Genomic DNA, 16657 nt, shown 5'->3' with positions numbered 1-16657 from the left:
CCGTCAATTAAAACGAAGAACATAATTTTAAAAGGTAGAGAAATAATAATTGGAGATAGCATCATCATACCCATCGCCATTAAGACGCTCGCTACAACCATATCAATCACCAAAAATGGCAGGAACAATATAAACCCGATTTGAAATGCTGTTTTCAATTCACTAGTGACGAATGCAGGCATCAACACCCAAAACGATACCTCTTCAGGACTAGCCGCTTGTTTGCCAGATATGCGCATGAACAGCGCCAAGTCATCTTCTCGCGTTTGAGCCATCATAAACTCCCTGAAAGGAACACTGGCCTTTTCTACTGCTTCAAGTGGTGCTAGCTCCTCAGCCATATACGGTTGGATAGCTTCTGCATTCACTCTTTCAAGCACTGGCGTCATGATGAAGATTGTAAGGAATAAGGTCAGACCAAGAATAATTTGATTCGACGGTGTCTGCTGAAGACCAAGTGCTTGTCGCAAAATAGCAAACACCACAATGATCCGCGTAAACGATGTCATCATCATTAACATCGCAGGCAAAAAAGTTAGCGCTGTCATCAGCGCCAGAATTTGCAGCGTTACAGAATAAGACTGAGACCCGTCTTCATTCGTTATCAACTGCAATGCTGGAATACCAGAGTCGGCTGCGAAACCAAAAGAAGGCACAAGCAACGCTAAGATCGAGAATAAAACAGCCTTCACTTATTCACTCCCTTTTGAACTTTGCTTGCTAATAATAGATTGGAGTTTTTCGGAAAACTCACTCGGTTTCGCCGATACCGAGGGCTTAATTGGCGCTTCATCGAAATGATGCAGCAAGGAAATCTGCTGCGAAGTCACGCCGATCAAGAATTGCTCACCACGAACATCTAGCACTGCAACACGCTCCCGCGTTCCAATCGCCATGGCAGAAACAACTTTTAAATCGTTCGATCCCATACCGGTTAAACCTGTAAAACGCTTGACGATAAAGGCGATCAATAAGATACAGGCAACCATACCTAGCAGCGTGAGCATCACAAAAGGCCAATTGGATGCTTCAGAAACAGTGACTTTTGGAGAAGAAAGAAGGCCGTCAGAATCAAGTATGTTTTGAGAAGCCGACGACTGATTAGAATCCGAACCCTCAGATTCTATTGTTGTCGCTAGGCTTTTTTCAGCAGCCTCCTGCTCCGACAAATCTGAGCGTTCAACTGACTCTACGGTTTGAGTATTACTATTTTGTTCTGAAGTGATCGTTTTCTGCGTCGCAAGCGCATTGAAGCTCAGCAAAGTAATCATTAGAAGGATCAACAGACGCACAATTTACCTCACTTACGCCAAATCCAGCGCTGCCTAGTTAGCCTAGGCGACGAATGCGTTCTGATGGACTTACAACGTCCGTCAAACGAATACCGAACTTATCGTTCACCATAACCACTTCGCCATGGGCAATTAGCGTACCGTTAACCAGTACATCTAATGGCTCGCCTGCCAATCGATCCAATTCAACAACAGAGCCCTGATTCAGCTGTAATAAATTACGAATAGGGATTGACGTATTCCCAACTTCCATCGAGATGGTCACCGGAATATCTAAAATCACGTCCAGATCGGGAGTTTCAGAACCAGTACCCAGACCTGCACTAGCTTGATGAGCTGTGCCAGAGAAACTTTCCAAGGGCGCTGCCTGAATATCATTCTCTTCGCCACCTAAGGCTTCAGCCTCGGCCATCGCCGCGGCCCATTCATCCTCAGCGTCACCACCAGCATCGCCAGACTCTTCCATCGCCGCTTCCCATTCAGATGCTAACTTCTCGTCTTCACTTTGACCGTCGTTTTGGGTTTCGTTATCACTCATCTTCGTCTACCAAGCTGGTTGAAGCGGTTGTTGGCCGCTCTATTTTGTCCTTAATCATCAATGCCAGTGATCCATTTTTCTGGCCTAACTGAGCATAAAACATAGGTATTTTGTTTGCCGATACCATGGCATATTCAGGTAAATCTACGGAAATAATGTCGCCTTCTTTTAAATTCGACACGTCACGTAAACTAATTTGGTTTTCTAGTAGGGTTGCGTTAATCGGCACGTTTGCGCTGAGTAAATCTTCACGCATCGTGTTCACCCAACGTTCATCAATTTCATCAACGTCGCTTTGCACACCGGCATCAAGCAGCTCGCGCATAGGCTCAATCATCGAGTAAGGCAGCGCCAAATGCAGATCACCGCCACCGCCATCTAATTCAATATGGAATGTACTGATTACAACCACCTCACTTGGGCTGACTATATTCGCCATTGAGGGGTTCACTTCAGAATTCACATACTCAAAATCAACTTTAAAAATCGCATTCCAAGCCTCTTTCATATCGATAAAGACTTGTTCCAATACCATTTGGACAACACGATTTTCTGTTGGAGTAAACTCGCGCCCTTCGATTTTAGCGTGTCGCCCGTCTCCCCCAAAGAAGTTGTCAACGAGCTTGAAGACTAACTTCGCATCAAGAATAAATAGCCCTGAGCCACGCAAGGGGCGCATTTTGACGATATTTAAACTTGTTGGAACGTAGAGCGTATGAATATATTCGCCAAACTTCATAATCTGAACGCCACCTGTGGAAACGTCAGCATTACGTCGCAATAAGTTAAACAAGCTAATTCTGGTATATCGTGCAAAACGCTCATTGATCATTTCAAGCGTTGGCATTCGCCCACGAACAATACGGTCTTGGCTAGCTAGATCATAGGAACGGACGCCGTCTTCAGAATGATCCTCTTCGGTGTCTATATCTCCATCATCTACGCCATGAAGTAGCGCATCGATTTCGTCTTGTGAGAGTAAGTCTTGCACGAAAGCTAATAACCTTTTCTTACTGCATTACGAAGTTTGTAAAATACACAGCCTCAATAAGAGGCTCACCTTCGGCTTCAAGAACAGCATTGATTGAAGTAAGCGTTTCAGCAATCAGCGCTTCCTTTCCTTCAATTGTTTGAGCCATTTTGAAATCCGCTCCGCCATATAAGGCGTTTAACTTCGAACGTATCGACGGCATGTGATAATCGACTGCATCTAAAGCAGCTTGATCACGCCCCATAACGTTTAAGCTTACCTGCATATAACGTTGGCGACCGTCTACCATCAACGTCGCAAGTACAGGTGGTTTTAAATCCATATAAATAGCAGGCTGAATCTCTGGCGTCGTGTCGTCACTCGCTTCAGATTCTCCGCCTGCCATCAAGAAATACGTCACACCGCCAGCGATTACCAACAAAAGTACGACTAAGCCAATGATAACAAACAGTTTTTTCTTTGATCCCGTTGCTTCCTGCTCAGCACCCTGCTCTTCATTTTCTGGCTTTTCTTTATCTGCCACGTCAAAATCTCGTCAATTATGTATTGATTAATTAGGCGTTGTAGTTATTCAGCAATCTATATGCCAATCACTACAACAGAATTGTCGTAAGTGAGTTATGCGCCTCACTTACGGAACCGAGCAGATTCTAGCTGATTCGCTTTCTATTTATTGCTTTGTTAAGCAAGAGTAATGCGAAAAGAAGGAGCGCACGAACGCGTGCCCCTATGTTGACTTAATGTATTAGGCGTAAGCGTCGACCAAACTATCGCTCAAACTGACGTTTTGATTTGGATTATCCGAGACAACACTTTGATGATTTTGCGGTGTACTCGTACCAGCACTATACGCCACAGATTGATCTTCTTGACCACCTTGCTCAGGCGACGACTCTTGGCCAGAGCTTTGACCTAACGATTGCTCGCCTGCGTCAGCAAGTTCCTCAGAGCTGCCATTCAGCATTTCTTTTAGCTTGTGAATATTAGCCTCAAGTAATTCGCGCACACCTTGGTTCTGAGCATTGATGTTTATAGAACTTTGCTCAGCGCCGATCTGAATTTTTATATCAATCGGTCCCATATCAGCAGGATTCAAATGCAATTCGGCCTGTTGAATATTACGAGCACTCATCCACATCAACTTTTGATTTAACTGATTTGACCAGTCGGGGTCATCAACAGCTAATGGCAATGAACTAACATAAGCTTTACCCGCTTGTGACTCCGGCACTCTGCTATCTGAAACGAGGCGTTGATTCGTCAAACCCTCAAATTTGCTCAGACCTAAGTCAGGCGCATCGTCAACATTCTGGATACCACCAGAACTTAGCTCGAACTGCAGCTTCGCTCTAAAATCACTTTCGGAAACAAGCGTACTACTTTCAGGTTGCAGCAAAGTACTCGTGATGTTTGCCGCGTTAGCATTATACGGAGAGTTGCTGGTCAGACCTGCAGAGGTATTTGCGTTTTGCGAAGCAGCTGCTTGAACTTGTGCTTGAGCTAAACCTTCAACCCGCATAATGGATGCAGCGTTCGACAATGCTGGCCCTGCAGCGCTTACCTGCGCCATCATAGTATTACCAACCTTCATTGCACCTACGACATGAGATGCACCATCAGCAGCATTCGGACTTGTATCGGTGCGTATAACCGAAGTCATACTATTCAACACTGTCTCACTAACGGCCGAATTTACTTGCCCGTCCTTAGCAGATACTTCAAAACCATTCTCAAGGGACTGAGGAGACTGGGCAATCGGATTTAGCGCGGAAGAATCCACTGGCTTACCGTTAATCGAGACAGTAAGCTCTCCGCTAACAATAGGATGTGCAAAATTCATTTGGCCATTCTGCGAACTAGATACAGCAGCAGAAGCCGCCACGCCATCTTTACCCAAACTTAAGCCCTCATTTGAAATGATCGCAGAACGTTGAAATGAATTCCCTAAGTTAGTTTGCGAATCGCTACTAGCCGCGCCATCAACACCAACTAATGGTGCAGAAGATCCCGCGATCGCGCTTTGGCCATGGGGCCTCAAAGCCTGGCCATTCGAATTGTTAACACTCGCTTGCTGAGAACTCGTTGATTGCCCAAACTCAGACCTGAGATCTGACGCTGTGTTTGCTAACGAGGATGCACTGCCATTCTTACCCACCTGATTAACAGCGCTAAATACTGCGCCTTTGACAGTTTGGAGCTCTGTATCTGGTGTAATAGTTACATTCTGGCCCAACTGAAAGTTCAATACTGATGAATTAATCCCACTATCACCTTGCCCTGATACGAATGCGGCCGTGGAATCGAATTCATCTGTACTGGCTGAATTAGTTAATCCATTCCATTCGGGCTGATCGGCTTGCGGCAATTCTCCGTCTTTTGGCGGTAACGGATTGCCACTTTCATCGTGAGCTTGAGGACTTGCCGAATGCGATATTGAATTAGACAAGGCTGTTTGATCGCCGGAATGTGCGCCTAAGGGTTCTGATTTTTCTACCTTAGTTTGAGCTTTATTAAAAACCTTACCGAAGGCCTCAGACGAGCCATTCTGGGCTTTAACCGTCGCTGCTCCCGTCTCAATTAACTCTGAGTTCGGTGCACCGGACACTGGAAGTAATGACAATTGCTGCATAATTTTTAACGAACAACGTTATTTAATAATTAATTATGCAATCAACGATACAAAGATCATGCCGACAAGTGTTTATCGGCGCATAGATATATTAAGTGATAGAAAACAGCTGCTCAAAATTGGAAATTTTAAGGATTTTTTTTACATCATCATTGCAATGATTTATTGCGATTTTCGCATCCGCACCACCAGCATGATCACGAAGTAGCAACAACATTCCTAAGGCCGAACTATCTATATAAGAGGTTTCGCTGAGATCAATTTCGTAAGATGAAATTTGTGTTTCAGCGCTCTCATATGCGTCTCTAAAAGCTGCGTGATGACTGAAATCAAATCTGCCATCTATTGCGATTTTTAAGGTTTGGTCACTACCTTGGTAGCTCACATTCACCGACATACTGCCCTCGTTTTTTCAGTGTTGGTATTACCGCACATAGCGTAGTAAAGATTGCGAAACTCGCGTAATTAATTTGAGAACTAATGAGCAATTATGTAATTTTGCATGCATTAAGTAATGCCGGCCCAATCCGCTGTATGGGCAGCACTTCTACTGCAGCATTCAGTTTAACTGCTGCGCCGGGCATTCCCCACACCACGCTACTTGCCTCATCTTGTGCAATTGTATGCCCTTTTGCTTGTCGCATTCTTAACATTCCGGTGGCTCCATCAGCCCCCATTCCCGTCAACATTGCGCCAACACAGTACTTACCAAGTTCGGCCGTTGCTGAATCAAATAAGACTTCAACCGATGGAATATGTCCGTTTACTTTTTCACCATCTAAGAGCGCTGTAACAAGCTTTTTATCGCGTTTAGCTAAGCGCAGATGACGGTCACCCGGTGCTAAATAAGCACACCCCGCTTTAAGCGGCATATCTGCTTTCGCCTCACAAACTTCAATGGGCATCGTATCGTTTAATCGACTAGCAAAGGTGCCACTAAAGGCTGCTGGGATATGTTGCGCCATAAGAATCGGAGGGCAGTTTTTAGGCATGTACCGAAGAATTTCTTTCAAGGCTTCAGTGCCGCCCGTCGAGCTTCCGATACAAATCACCTTGCCTACTTTATATCGATCTTCTTTAGTTGAAGTCTCGGTGGGAGTGCTTGCTTTAGTCGTGACACTTTCACGCGCGAGCATATTAGCTCTAGCCGCATTGCGAACCTTATCTTGAATGACACCTGCGTATTGGACTAGATCTCCCCAGCCTCCACCTTTGGGCTTACAAACGTAGTCAACTGCTCCAATTTCTAGCGCATCGAGCGTAACGGGAGCTCCTTTTGCCGTTAAGGTAGATATCATTACAACTGGCATCGGACGCAAGCGCATCAAATTCTTGAGAAACGAAATCCCATCCATCTTCGGCATTTCAACATCAAGAGTGATTACATCGGGGTTTAACGCTTTAATCTTCTCTCGCGCGTCAAATGGATCGCTCGCGACCCCGACTACCTGCAAGTCGGGAGCTTGACTGATAATCTCGGTCAGTACTTGGCGTATGAGCTCCGAGTCATCAACGATTAATACTTTATATGGATTCACTGCCAGCCTCTCAAATCGACTTCAGTTAAAATAATTCGACATCGCCTGTATCTGCAGATTTGTTTAAATTACTACGATAATCGCGTTCACGTTGTGCAATCGTGTCGTTTGCCACACTAATTAAACGCTTCATTTTTACGGCGCCAGTATCAGGGAAATACAACACTTTTCTTGGGTGGGCGCCCCCAACATCCATTGCTGAAATACTTAAGCCTTCGCGTGCGAGATACGATCGAACGAAGTCAACATTGCGCGTTCCTATCTCTGTCGTATTGCTCAACACATTACCGCCACCGAACACCTTTACTTCGAGGTTCTTGCGGGTTCCGCCCATTTTCAAAATTTCATTGATGAGATACTCCATCGCCCAATTTCCGTAACGGGACGCCAAAGCAAGATCTCCGCCCCAATTATCGGTAGAGTGCTCAACTTCTTGGGGCAACATAAAATGATTCATGCCTCCAACACCTAATTGCCGATCCCGGATACAAGCAGCAATACAAGAACCTAAGACTGTCGCGATAATTTCACCGCAACGACTTACATAAAATTCGCCGGGTAAAATTTTCGCTGCATGCATATTCATACGGCGATCCCAGTACCGATTAATATGCTCAAAACCTGGTTCTGCAGGAGGCAATGTGCCTGGTAGTTGATGCGCTTCCATCGCTATGATTTCACTCTGTAAATAGTCTTTCCCAGGGATTCAAACCGGACGCCTACGCCATGCATATTTTCAGAATGCCCTATAAACAAATAACCACCGGGGTTTAATGCATCTGCATAGCGATTCAATAAACGCTCCTGCGTCTCCTCATTAAAATAAATCATGACATTGCGACAGAAGATGAAGTCAAAGCGTCCTTTCATCGGCCACGATTCCAATAAATTCAGACGTTTAAAGCGAATCAGCGATTGCAGCGAAGATTGAACTTTTATGATATCTATATGATTTCTATCAAACAAAAACCATTTCTTTTTTCGGCTCTTACTTAGACCTTCAATCCGCTCAATGTCATAGATTCCCTGCGAAGCTTTTTGCAAAACATTTGAATCTAGATCTGTCGCTAAGACTTTCACGTCCCAATTTTTGATAGGTAAATATTCGTTCAAGGTTAACGAGATCGAATAAGGCTCCTCTCCCGAGGAACAGCCAGCCGACCACGCTCTTATCTTGCCTTTACCGCTAGCGTGAAGCTGAGGTAAAACCGTATTCGCCAAATACTCGAAGTGATGCTCTTCTCTAAAAAATGAAGTGAGATTGGTTGTGATTGCGTTGATAAATAAACTGACTTCTGGATGCTTTGGATTGCGAATAATTTCGCAATACTCTCCAAACTCACTTAGGTTAAGTTCCCGCATCCGACGAGCGAGACGGCCATAAACCATGTCTTGTTTATGGTCACCCAGAACGATACCTGTATAAGAATAAGCAAGTTTACTGATCTCAGAAAAATCTTTCTCTGACATGAAGAATTCGCGATCAATCTTTTTCGCGTTGGCTCCCACGTGCTCTCGTCCCTTTGAATCAGTGAATACTTAGCAATGCCTTTTGATCTTGAATGAGGCCTTCGTTTAGATCTAACAAAATGACCATATGTTCTTCTGTACTGCCCAAACCTTTGACGTACTGACCTTGGGCTTTGTTACTTAACTCGGGTGCGGGCTGAATATCTTTGTCAGAGAAGTTATGAACATCTGACACGGCGTCGACGACCACTCCCATCACTTTATTTGAGTTAGAACATTCGACATTCAAAATAATGACGACAGTCGCATCGTCGTACGTTAAATCGGTCAAGCCAAAGCTCATACGCAGGTCAATCACAGGAACAACAGTCCCACGCAAGTTCATAACGCCCAAAACATGGCCTGGTGAATTGGGAATGCGCGTAACAGCCTCCCAGCCACGAATTTCTTGAACAGATAATATATTGACGCCAAATTCTTCTTCCTTCATATAGAAGGTCAAATATTGCTCAGCCAATTCTGCCTGCGCATGAATGCCATCATCATTGTTTGGAGCTTCAATTTCTGTTTGCTTAGCCATTACTGCTCTCCTTATCTCGCCCTAGGCCGCAGCCGAGTCATCTTCGTTGACGTGTTTCTTGTATTCGTCTCGACTCACGCCAGACAATTTTATCAAGCCGCCAATATCAAGAATTAGTGAGACAGTGCCATCCCCCCAAAATAGTGGCACCAGAAATTCCATCGACAGAACGATAGTTTTCCTGAAGACTTTTGATCACCACCTGTTGCTGAGCTAGTAAGTCATCGACGAGTACGGCAATTTTCATGTTGTCACCCTCAACGACGACAAGCAGACCATCTTCAAGCTTTTCTGAATCAGGCTTAATGCTGAAGATATCCCAAAGGCGCACAATTGGTACGTATTCATCCCGCAAGCGCAAGACCTCACAGCCTGATGAAACACGATGAATCATTTGATCATAAGACTGAATAGACTCAACAATTGAGACCAGAGGGAAAATAAAGACATCGCTGCCAACTCGGATGAGTTGTCCATCAAGAATTGCTAGTGTGAGTGGTAATCGGATGGTGAAGGTGCTGCCTTTGCCAGACTGCGACTCAACTTCGACAGAGCCATTAAGCTCTTGAATATTTCGTCGCACAACGTCCATCCCGACGCCACGACCTGAAATATCGGTGATTTCAGACGCGGTCGAAAATCCAGGTTTGAAAATCAAATCATAGATCTGTTCATCGCTGAGATTATCACTCGCTTTCACCAAGCCATTATCAATGGCTTTCTCAAGAATACGATCACGATTCAGGCCTGCGCCATCATCAATGATTTGAATCACTATGTTGCCACCCTGATGAAAGGCATTCAGAGTAATTTTACCCATTTCATCTTTGCCAGCTGCAACGCGCGTTTCAGGCGATTCAATGCCGTGATCTAACGAGTTTCGGACTAGATGAACAAGAGGGTCTCCAATACGTTCCATCACTGTTTTGTCGAGTTCCGTTTGCTCACCCAACAACTCCAACTCAACATGCTTGCCGAGTTGTTTGCTCGTATCATGAACCAAACGGGGAAACCGCGAGAACGCAAAACTAATTGGTAGCATGCGTATACGCATAACGCTTTCTTGAAGCTCACGCGTGTGATTGTTGAGCTGCTCAAGCCCTTCCATTAGTCGTGGCAACTTGTCGACGGTAAAATTTCTGCCGAGTTCACCTAGCATAGATTGGGTAATCACTAGTTCCCCAACCATATTAATCAGGCTATCAACCTTGTCGGTTCCGACACGTATTGACGCACTTTCAGCTTTCGCTTGATGCTTCGCTTTGGGTTCGGCTTTGGCCGCAGTAGTTTGAGGTTTTTCTGCGACGACTTGGCTCGGAGCGGATTCCTCTACCACAGGTGCAGGTTTAGCTGAAGAAGTTGCATCCTCTGAGGTATTTGAACTCGACGCTTCAGCAAGCCCAACACCGCCGATATCTATCGCTTCAATCGTCAACTCAGAATCATCAACGACCCATTCAAACACCTCGTCGACTTGCTCTTTTGTCGCCTCGCCAAACAAAGAGATATTCCATGCGAGGTAACAAGCATCAGCTTAAATATCATCGAGTTTCGGAACATCTGAGGCATCCACGTCGACCTCAAGCTCACCGAGTTCAGCCAGCTCTCTGAACATCCGAACAGGCTCGTTACCCGTTCGTAAAATATCTGTAGAAGGACGGAAAAATATTTGCCATCCGCGTGCCCCATCACTATGGCCATCGTTAGCATCGCCCTCTCCACCGTTTTGGGTTGCAGCGGAAGCGCCTGATTCTCGGCCATTTAAAATATCTTCAAATTCTGATTTAAGTGAATTGGATAATTCGGTCTCGCATTCCTCGCCTTGTTCCAATTGCGTGACCATTGTTCGCAGGCAATCGACTGAACGAAGGAATAGATCAACATGCTCTGCAAGAATTTTGAATTGATCTGATCGAATCAGATCAAGAAGCGTTTCTACGACGTGTATAAAATCTGCAATTTGCTGAAAACCAAAGATACCACTACCACCCTTAATTGAGTGCGCAGCACGGAATATTTCATCAATGCGCTCAGAATCTTGATTGTCAGGGTCCAGCTCTAAGAGAGCTGCCTCCATTATGTCTAAGCCTTCGTTACTTTCTTCAAAGAAGACCTGATGAAACTGACTGAGATCTACGCTCATACTTCACCCCATGAAAATGGTGCTTAACACTACCCCATCACTTTCTTGATGGTCGCGAGTAACTGGTCCGGATTAAACGGTTTAACAAGCCAGCCCGTGGCGCCAGCCTCTTTACCTTCGGATTTCTTATCGCCAGCGGATTCCGTCGTTAACATAAGTATCGGCGTGAACTTATAATCAGGAAGTGTTCGTAGATTCTTGACGAGCTCAATGCCATCCATTACTGGCATATTTACGTCTGATAAAACAAGGTCAATATTGGCACCTGTCGCTTTTTCCAACGCTTCTTGCCCATCTCCAGCTTCAATTACATCGAAACCAGCACCCTTAAGAGTAAATGTCACCATCTGCCGCATTGATGCAGAATCGTCGACTGCGAGAATTGTCGCCATTCGAATACCTCTAGTAGTTGTCCATTCGCCTTATATCTTTATCGTTGACACAACAACCAATTGCGTTATTGGTAGCGTTCAGAAAGCTGTTTAAATCCGAGTAAATCGGTACATTCTCTCAAACCATCTGACGCTGTTATCTCAACTTGAATGTTCAAGTTATCTGCTGTTGTGCAGGTACTCGACAAAAGTTGAATAATTGCTGTATCAACTCTTTCAACTGCGCTTGCATTGATATGGAGGGTTTCGGACTCTGACAACAACGTTTCGATCTCGTGATGCAAAGCTTCAGCCTTTGCAATAGTTACAGGACCTTCAAGCGTTAATTCGTTGCCTGCCATGTTTAACCCTATCTTTCGTTAAAATTCAAAAAATTGACCATAAAAAACACACGCAACATTGCTGCGATGCCTCAAATGTAGTTTGAATTTTTATAAATGCGCGGGGATTGGCGGAAGGGCTTAGATAATTAGGTTATAACCCAACATTGGGTTAGTTCATGCTAACTGCCAAGATACTAACGATACTTACTCGAAATAAAATCATCGAGCATTCTCCCTTCTTGCTTTTTTTCTTCCTTTGCGAGTTCTTGGCGATGCGTATCGTCACGCAATTGAGCAAGCGATTTGGTTTTTTCTCGCAGTGTCACCCAATGTTTTTTTGCTTGTTCAAATTGCAAACTTACATTATTCACAACAAGAGATTGTTGATCAATCGCATTATCGAGTTGTGCGACGAACTGCTGGTAGCTAGTTAGTGTATAGGGGTTAGAAGCTCCTTTCATGGAATTACTAACACCTGCAAGGTAGGATTCTCGATACTCCTTCAAACAATCCAATTGTTGTTGAGCATCATCAAGCGCCTGCCTAGCCTGACGCAAAATGGTACTAGCTTGGTCTTCCTCTTTCGTTGCCAGATCAACGAGCAAACGCAAACGATTTACTTTCTTTGAAACGGCCACAGAAATTAGCCTTCAGCGCATGTTTCAGCGTCAGGAGCGACCACGCTTTTTAATTGCATAATCGAGACATCGCTCGTTGCTCGTTCATTGAGCCCTTGCTGTAAGAAGTTGCGCATTAAGTCGATTCTAGAAACCGCAAAATCGGTTAATGGATCTGAGCCTTGCGCATAAGCACCAACAGAAATGAGATCTCTCGCTTGCTGATATTTTGCATACAACTGCTTAAAGCGCTGAGCATCTTTAAAGTGCTGTGGATCAGTTACCTGCGGCATAACACGACTAATAGAAGCTTCAATATCGATTGCGGGGTAATGCCCTTCTTCCGCTAATGCTCGCGACAAAACTATGTGGCCGTCTAAGATTGCACGCGTTGCATCCGCGATCGGATCTTGCTGGTCATCGCCTTCTGTTAACACAGTATAAAAAGCAGTAATTGAACCGCCTCCTTCAACGCCGTTACCTGCGCGTTCAACAAGTTGCGGAATTTTTGCAAAAACAGAAGGTGGATAGCCTTTGGTAGCGGGAGGTTCGCCAACGGACAAGGCAATCTCTCGTTGTGCTTGGGCATAACGAGTAAGAGAATCCATTAATAGCAACACACGCTGGCCTTTATCTCTATAGTATTCAGCAATGCGCGTACATAACGTTGATGCTCGCATTCGCATGAGCGGCGAATCATCCGCGGGCGATGCAACCACAACAGAACGGCTTAAGCCTTCTTCGCCAAGAATATCCTCGATGAACTCTTTTACCTCACGTCCCCGTTCACCAATCAACCCGACCACTACAACATCGGCGTTGGTAAAACGCGTCATCATTCCAAGCAACATACTCTTGCCAACACCACTACCGGCAAACAAACCGAGTCGTTGTCCAACGCCAACCGAAAGCAAGGCGTTGATCGCTTTTATACCGACATCTAAAGGCGCGCGAATTGGCGCCCGCGCTAGAGGGTTAATAATATCTGCTGAAGCAGGTACATAGCTCTCGGCAAGCAAATCGCCTTTACCATCAATAGGGTTACCACAGCCATCGAGCACTCGACCAAGTAACGACATACCTACGGGCACATCATTAGCGCTGGGTAGCGGAGTCACTTTGGCTCCAGGTTGAAACCCCTTCACCACGCTTAGCGGCATAAGATAGGTGCTGTCTTCGTCGAAACCGACGACTTCTGCTTCGACTTCTTCGTTATTGGAGCCTTGAATTAAACAGCGGTCACCGACGACTGCTTTACAACCTTTTGCCTCAAGGGTAAGGCCAATCATTCGCGTAAGTCGCCCACTGATGACAGGCTCGAAGTGTTCAATATTCTCCGATGCTTGCTGAAAATCGGTAATGCGTGATAGCAGATCAGCCATCTGGATTTAATCCATTTTCATCTTGCGAAATATCTTGGTCAGGCGCGTCTTCTAGCACTTCACTCGCGAAATCAACATGGCTTTCTAATGTCGCGGGGGATTCTTGATGGACCTCGAAATTTTGAGATTTCGCTGCTTGCAACAGCATGCTTTGTACAGCGTGTTGGAAGCGTTTTTCAATCGTGTAGTCAACCACCTGCTGACTTGTCTCAACTAAGCAGCCGCCCCTCGCCAAATGTGGTGATGGCACGACTGCGACCTCCTTATCGATCTCTTCAATGAGTGGCTGTACGATTGGAATATCTTGAGGATTAAGAGAAATACTAAATTCGCGTGCACGCTTGGGCAGCGAATTTATCGCATTCTGGAGCGCCAAACGAATAACATCGGTACTCTGCTTGATTTCTGTATGAATGACAGCACGCACAACGGCTAATATGGTATTGAGCAAGGCGTCTTCTAGTTGATCGCGTTGACTTTCTATAGGATCAAGCAAGGCCTTTAATTGATCTGAAAGAGCTTGTTTGTGCGATTGCAACTCACTGTCAGCTTGTTGACGCCCCTGCTCTAAGCCTTCTTGCTTACTTTGTTCGATACCAACGGTACGCCCTTCTTCGACGCCGGCGTTGTAACCATCGGCTTTTCCTTGCTTAAGCCCCTCTGCATAGGCTTCCGCGCGGATCGCCTCCAAATCGTCTGCTGTCAACGGTTTTACTTTTGCACTATCGGTATAGTCTTCACCTGAATTGAGATTAGGTAGCTCCCAGCGCTCGTAAGCACTTAAGCTTTCGACAGGACGATCGTCCTTAGGTGGATTTTGTTCACTCATACCAATACTTAGATCATTTCCTCACCGCTTCCACCCAAGGCTATTTCGCCAGAGTCTGCCAAACGACGAGCAATAGTAAGGATATCTTTTTGAGATGCTTCAACTTCCGATACTTTAACAGGTCCTTTCGCTTCAAGATCATCGCGAAGAAGCTCTGCAGCACGTTTCGACATGTTGTTGAATATTTTCTCTTGTAGGTCAGCGTCTGCACCCTTGAGTGCGACAATTAATACTTCGCTAGAAACTTCTCTGAGTAGTGTTTGGATGCCACGATCATCAACATCTTTCAGGTTGTCGAAGACGAACATGAGCTCTTCGATTTCGTTACCAAGGTCTGAATCGATCTCTTTGATGTTGTCCATCAAATCGCCTTCGATCGAAGACTCCATAAAGTTCATTATGTCAGCTGCCGTTTTAACACCACCAATTTTACTGGTCGCTGTCGCGGTATTCCCCGAGAATTGTTTCTCAAGAATATCGTTTAATTCTTGCAGGGCCTGTGGCTGAATCGAATCCAAAGAAGCGACACGCATCATAACGTCTAAGCGCACTTTTTCATCGAGGATACCAAGAACTCCAGCCGCTTGGTCGGGCTCCAGATATGACACAACGATCGCTTGAATTTGAGGGTGTTCATAACGGATAAGCTCAGCGACTGCTCGCCCTTCCATCCATTTTAAGGTATCGAGTCCAGTCGTATTACCACCAACTAAGATACGATCGATTAATCCTGAGGCTTTATCTTCACCCAAGGCCTCATTCAGCATGTTCTTAATGTACTGGTCTGAGCCAATGCCCATACCAGTTTGACGACCGACTTCTTCGATGAACTCAATCAGGACGGCTTCAACTTGCTCTTGGGTAATATTGGTCAAGCTAGCCATGGTCGAACCGACACGATGAACTTCTTTTGGGCCCATGTGTTTGAGAATTTGCGCCGCATCAGCTTCGCCTAAACTCAATAGCAGCACTGCTGCTGCCTCTAAACGAGGAAGTGTCGGTAATTGTGCTGCTTCTGTGTTATCAGCCATCTTGATTTACCCAAGTTCTCACTACTTGTGCCACTCGTGCTGGATCTTCAGCGATTAAACCTTTGAGCGCATTAATTTGTTTATCGTAACCTTCAGACGCGCCAGGCAACATAAAGTCTTCACCACTTGTTCCTAATGCAGCCATCGCGGGGTTATCGCCGTCCATACGTTCAAACGAATCTAGCGTTGGACCTGAACCGTCCATACCGCCTAATGCTAACTCTTTTGCTTCGGCACCTGAACTTACAAGGCTTTTAAATATGGGGCGAATAATCGCGAACACTACAATTAAGGCAACAACGACTGCCAAGGCTTTCCAAACAACTTCCCAAAACCATGCCTGTTCCCAGATCTCGGGTTCTACAAATTCTTCGATCTCTTGCGGCGCAAACGGAGTGTTGACGACGTTAACGCTGTCGCCGCGTGTTGCATCATATCCAACGGCGTTGCGCACAAGTAATGTTAGACGCTCAAGCTCTGCGTCGCTCCATTTTTGGAACGACACTTCCCCTGTTTCAGGATTGATGTTACGAATGTCATCCACTGCAACTGCAACAGTCAGACGTGAAACGCGCCCCTTTTGATGACGGGTGTAGCTCACCGTTCGGTCGACTTCATAATTTCGCGTTGCTTGCTTACGCAAATTAACAGGTGCTGCTTGCTCCGGCTGCGCAGCGCCCTCACCCGCTTCTTCAGGCACTTCTGCATTCACTGGCGGTTGATTAGCCAAAGCTCCTGGGATACCACCGTCGACACCATTTGCTTTTTGCTCATCCAGAGTCTGTTCGCTGCGTACCGCACCCATATCAGGATTGAACAACTCTTCTGCTTCTTCGATTTCTGTAAAGTCAACGTCAGCTGATACTTCAGAACGAAAACGACCAGAGCCTAGTACCGGATCA

Annotated in this window: 20 protein-coding genes; all 20 read right to left on the bottom strand. The window is 45.5% G+C overall.

Translation table 11 applies throughout. The annotated features are described in order from the left end of the window. A partial coding sequence (fliP, locus tag A3739_RS00095; protein WP_068499687.1) for a flagellar type III secretion system pore protein FliP occupies window positions 1–692 on the bottom strand: 692 nt, incomplete at its 3' end. After that, window positions 693–1292, bottom strand: coding sequence for a flagellar biosynthetic protein FliO (fliO, locus tag A3739_RS00090; protein WP_068480031.1), 600 nt, complete (start codon window positions 1290–1292; stop codon window positions 693–695). It abuts the gene before it with no gap. A gap of 37 nt (window positions 1293–1329) precedes the next feature. Next, entirely contained in the window at window positions 1330–1830 is a 501-nt protein-coding gene (gene fliN / locus A3739_RS00085) for a flagellar motor switch protein FliN (protein ID WP_068480029.1), read from the bottom strand. After that, entirely contained in the window at window positions 1823–2821 is a 999-nt protein-coding gene (fliM, locus tag A3739_RS00080) for a flagellar motor switch protein FliM (RefSeq protein WP_068480027.1), read from the bottom strand. The genes fliN and fliM overlap by 8 nt, the downstream gene beginning before the upstream one ends. A gap of 19 nt (window positions 2822–2840) precedes the next feature. Next, window positions 2841–3344 (bottom strand): flagellar basal body-associated FliL family protein, encoded by a 504-nt coding sequence (locus A3739_RS00075; RefSeq protein WP_068499680.1) that lies wholly within the window; start codon window positions 3342–3344, stop codon window positions 2841–2843. A gap of 222 nt (window positions 3345–3566) precedes the next feature. Then, window positions 3567–5450, bottom strand: a complete 1884-nt coding sequence (locus A3739_RS00070) for a flagellar hook-length control protein FliK (RefSeq protein ID WP_068480020.1) — start codon at window positions 5448–5450, stop codon at window positions 3567–3569. Window positions 5451–5541: 91 nt separating this feature from the next. Next, complete coding sequence (locus tag A3739_RS00065; protein WP_068473743.1) at window positions 5542–5847, bottom strand: STAS domain-containing protein; 306 nt, start codon at window positions 5845–5847, stop codon at window positions 5542–5544. Window positions 5848–5938: 91 nt separating this feature from the next. Then, window positions 5939–6988, bottom strand: a complete 1050-nt coding sequence (locus tag A3739_RS00060) for a chemotaxis response regulator protein-glutamate methylesterase (RefSeq protein ID WP_068480018.1) — start codon at window positions 6986–6988, stop codon at window positions 5939–5941. Between the two features lie 25 nt (window positions 6989–7013). Continuing rightward, window positions 7014–7655, bottom strand: coding sequence for a chemoreceptor glutamine deamidase CheD (cheD, locus tag A3739_RS00055; RefSeq protein WP_068480016.1), 642 nt, complete (start codon window positions 7653–7655; stop codon window positions 7014–7016). 2 nt (window positions 7656–7657) lie between these two features. Further along, window positions 7658–8458, bottom strand: a complete 801-nt coding sequence (locus A3739_RS00050) for a protein-glutamate O-methyltransferase CheR (protein WP_068480157.1) — start codon at window positions 8456–8458, stop codon at window positions 7658–7660. 58 nt (window positions 8459–8516) lie between these two features. Continuing rightward, complete coding sequence (locus A3739_RS00045) at window positions 8517–9038, bottom strand: chemotaxis protein CheW (protein ID WP_068480014.1); 522 nt, start codon at window positions 9036–9038, stop codon at window positions 8517–8519. A 106-nt stretch (window positions 9039–9144) separates the two neighbouring features. Continuing rightward, a complete protein-coding gene (locus A3739_RS00040) occupies window positions 9145–10539 on the bottom strand; it encodes a chemotaxis protein CheA (RefSeq protein WP_231876651.1) in 1395 nt (464 codons plus the stop codon). Between the two features lie 33 nt (window positions 10540–10572). Beyond that, complete coding sequence (locus A3739_RS30595; protein ID WP_068483184.1) at window positions 10573–11181, bottom strand: Hpt domain-containing protein; 609 nt, start codon at window positions 11179–11181, stop codon at window positions 10573–10575. A 29-nt stretch (window positions 11182–11210) separates the two neighbouring features. Further along, complete coding sequence (locus A3739_RS00035) at window positions 11211–11573, bottom strand: response regulator (RefSeq protein WP_068480009.1); 363 nt, start codon at window positions 11571–11573, stop codon at window positions 11211–11213. 65 nt (window positions 11574–11638) lie between these two features. Further along, window positions 11639–11914 carry a lipid asymmetry maintenance protein MlaB gene (locus A3739_RS00030; RefSeq protein ID WP_068476840.1) on the bottom strand — a complete coding sequence of 92 codons (276 nt, stop codon included), beginning with the start codon at window positions 11912–11914 and terminating at the stop codon, window positions 11639–11641. A 176-nt stretch (window positions 11915–12090) separates the two neighbouring features. Further along, a complete protein-coding gene (gene fliJ / locus A3739_RS00025) occupies window positions 12091–12534 on the bottom strand; it encodes a flagellar export protein FliJ (RefSeq protein WP_068476838.1) in 444 nt (147 codons plus the stop codon). A gap of 5 nt (window positions 12535–12539) precedes the next feature. Then, on the bottom strand, window positions 12540–13895 hold the full coding sequence (gene fliI, locus A3739_RS00020) for a flagellar protein export ATPase FliI (RefSeq protein ID WP_082878188.1): 1356 nt from the start codon (window positions 13893–13895) through the stop codon (window positions 12540–12542). Then, complete coding sequence (locus A3739_RS00015; RefSeq protein ID WP_068480007.1) at window positions 13888–14724, bottom strand: FliH/SctL family protein; 837 nt, start codon at window positions 14722–14724, stop codon at window positions 13888–13890. The genes fliI and A3739_RS00015 overlap by 8 nt, the downstream gene beginning before the upstream one ends. Window positions 14725–14732: 8 nt before the next feature. After that, the gene (gene fliG, locus A3739_RS00010) at window positions 14733–15755 is read right to left on the bottom strand and encodes a flagellar motor switch protein FliG (protein ID WP_068499676.1); all 1023 of its coding nucleotides are present in this window, start codon (window positions 15753–15755) and stop codon (window positions 14733–14735) included. Further along, a partial coding sequence (locus A3739_RS00005) for a flagellar M-ring protein FliF C-terminal domain-containing protein (RefSeq protein ID WP_304440230.1) occupies window positions 15748–16657 on the bottom strand: 910 nt, incomplete at its 5' end. The genes fliG and A3739_RS00005, both read right to left, overlap by 8 nt.

It is taken from the genome of Oleiphilus sp. HI0067 (assembly GCF_001635735.1).
This window is presented reverse-complemented; position numbering and strand designations above follow the sequence as displayed.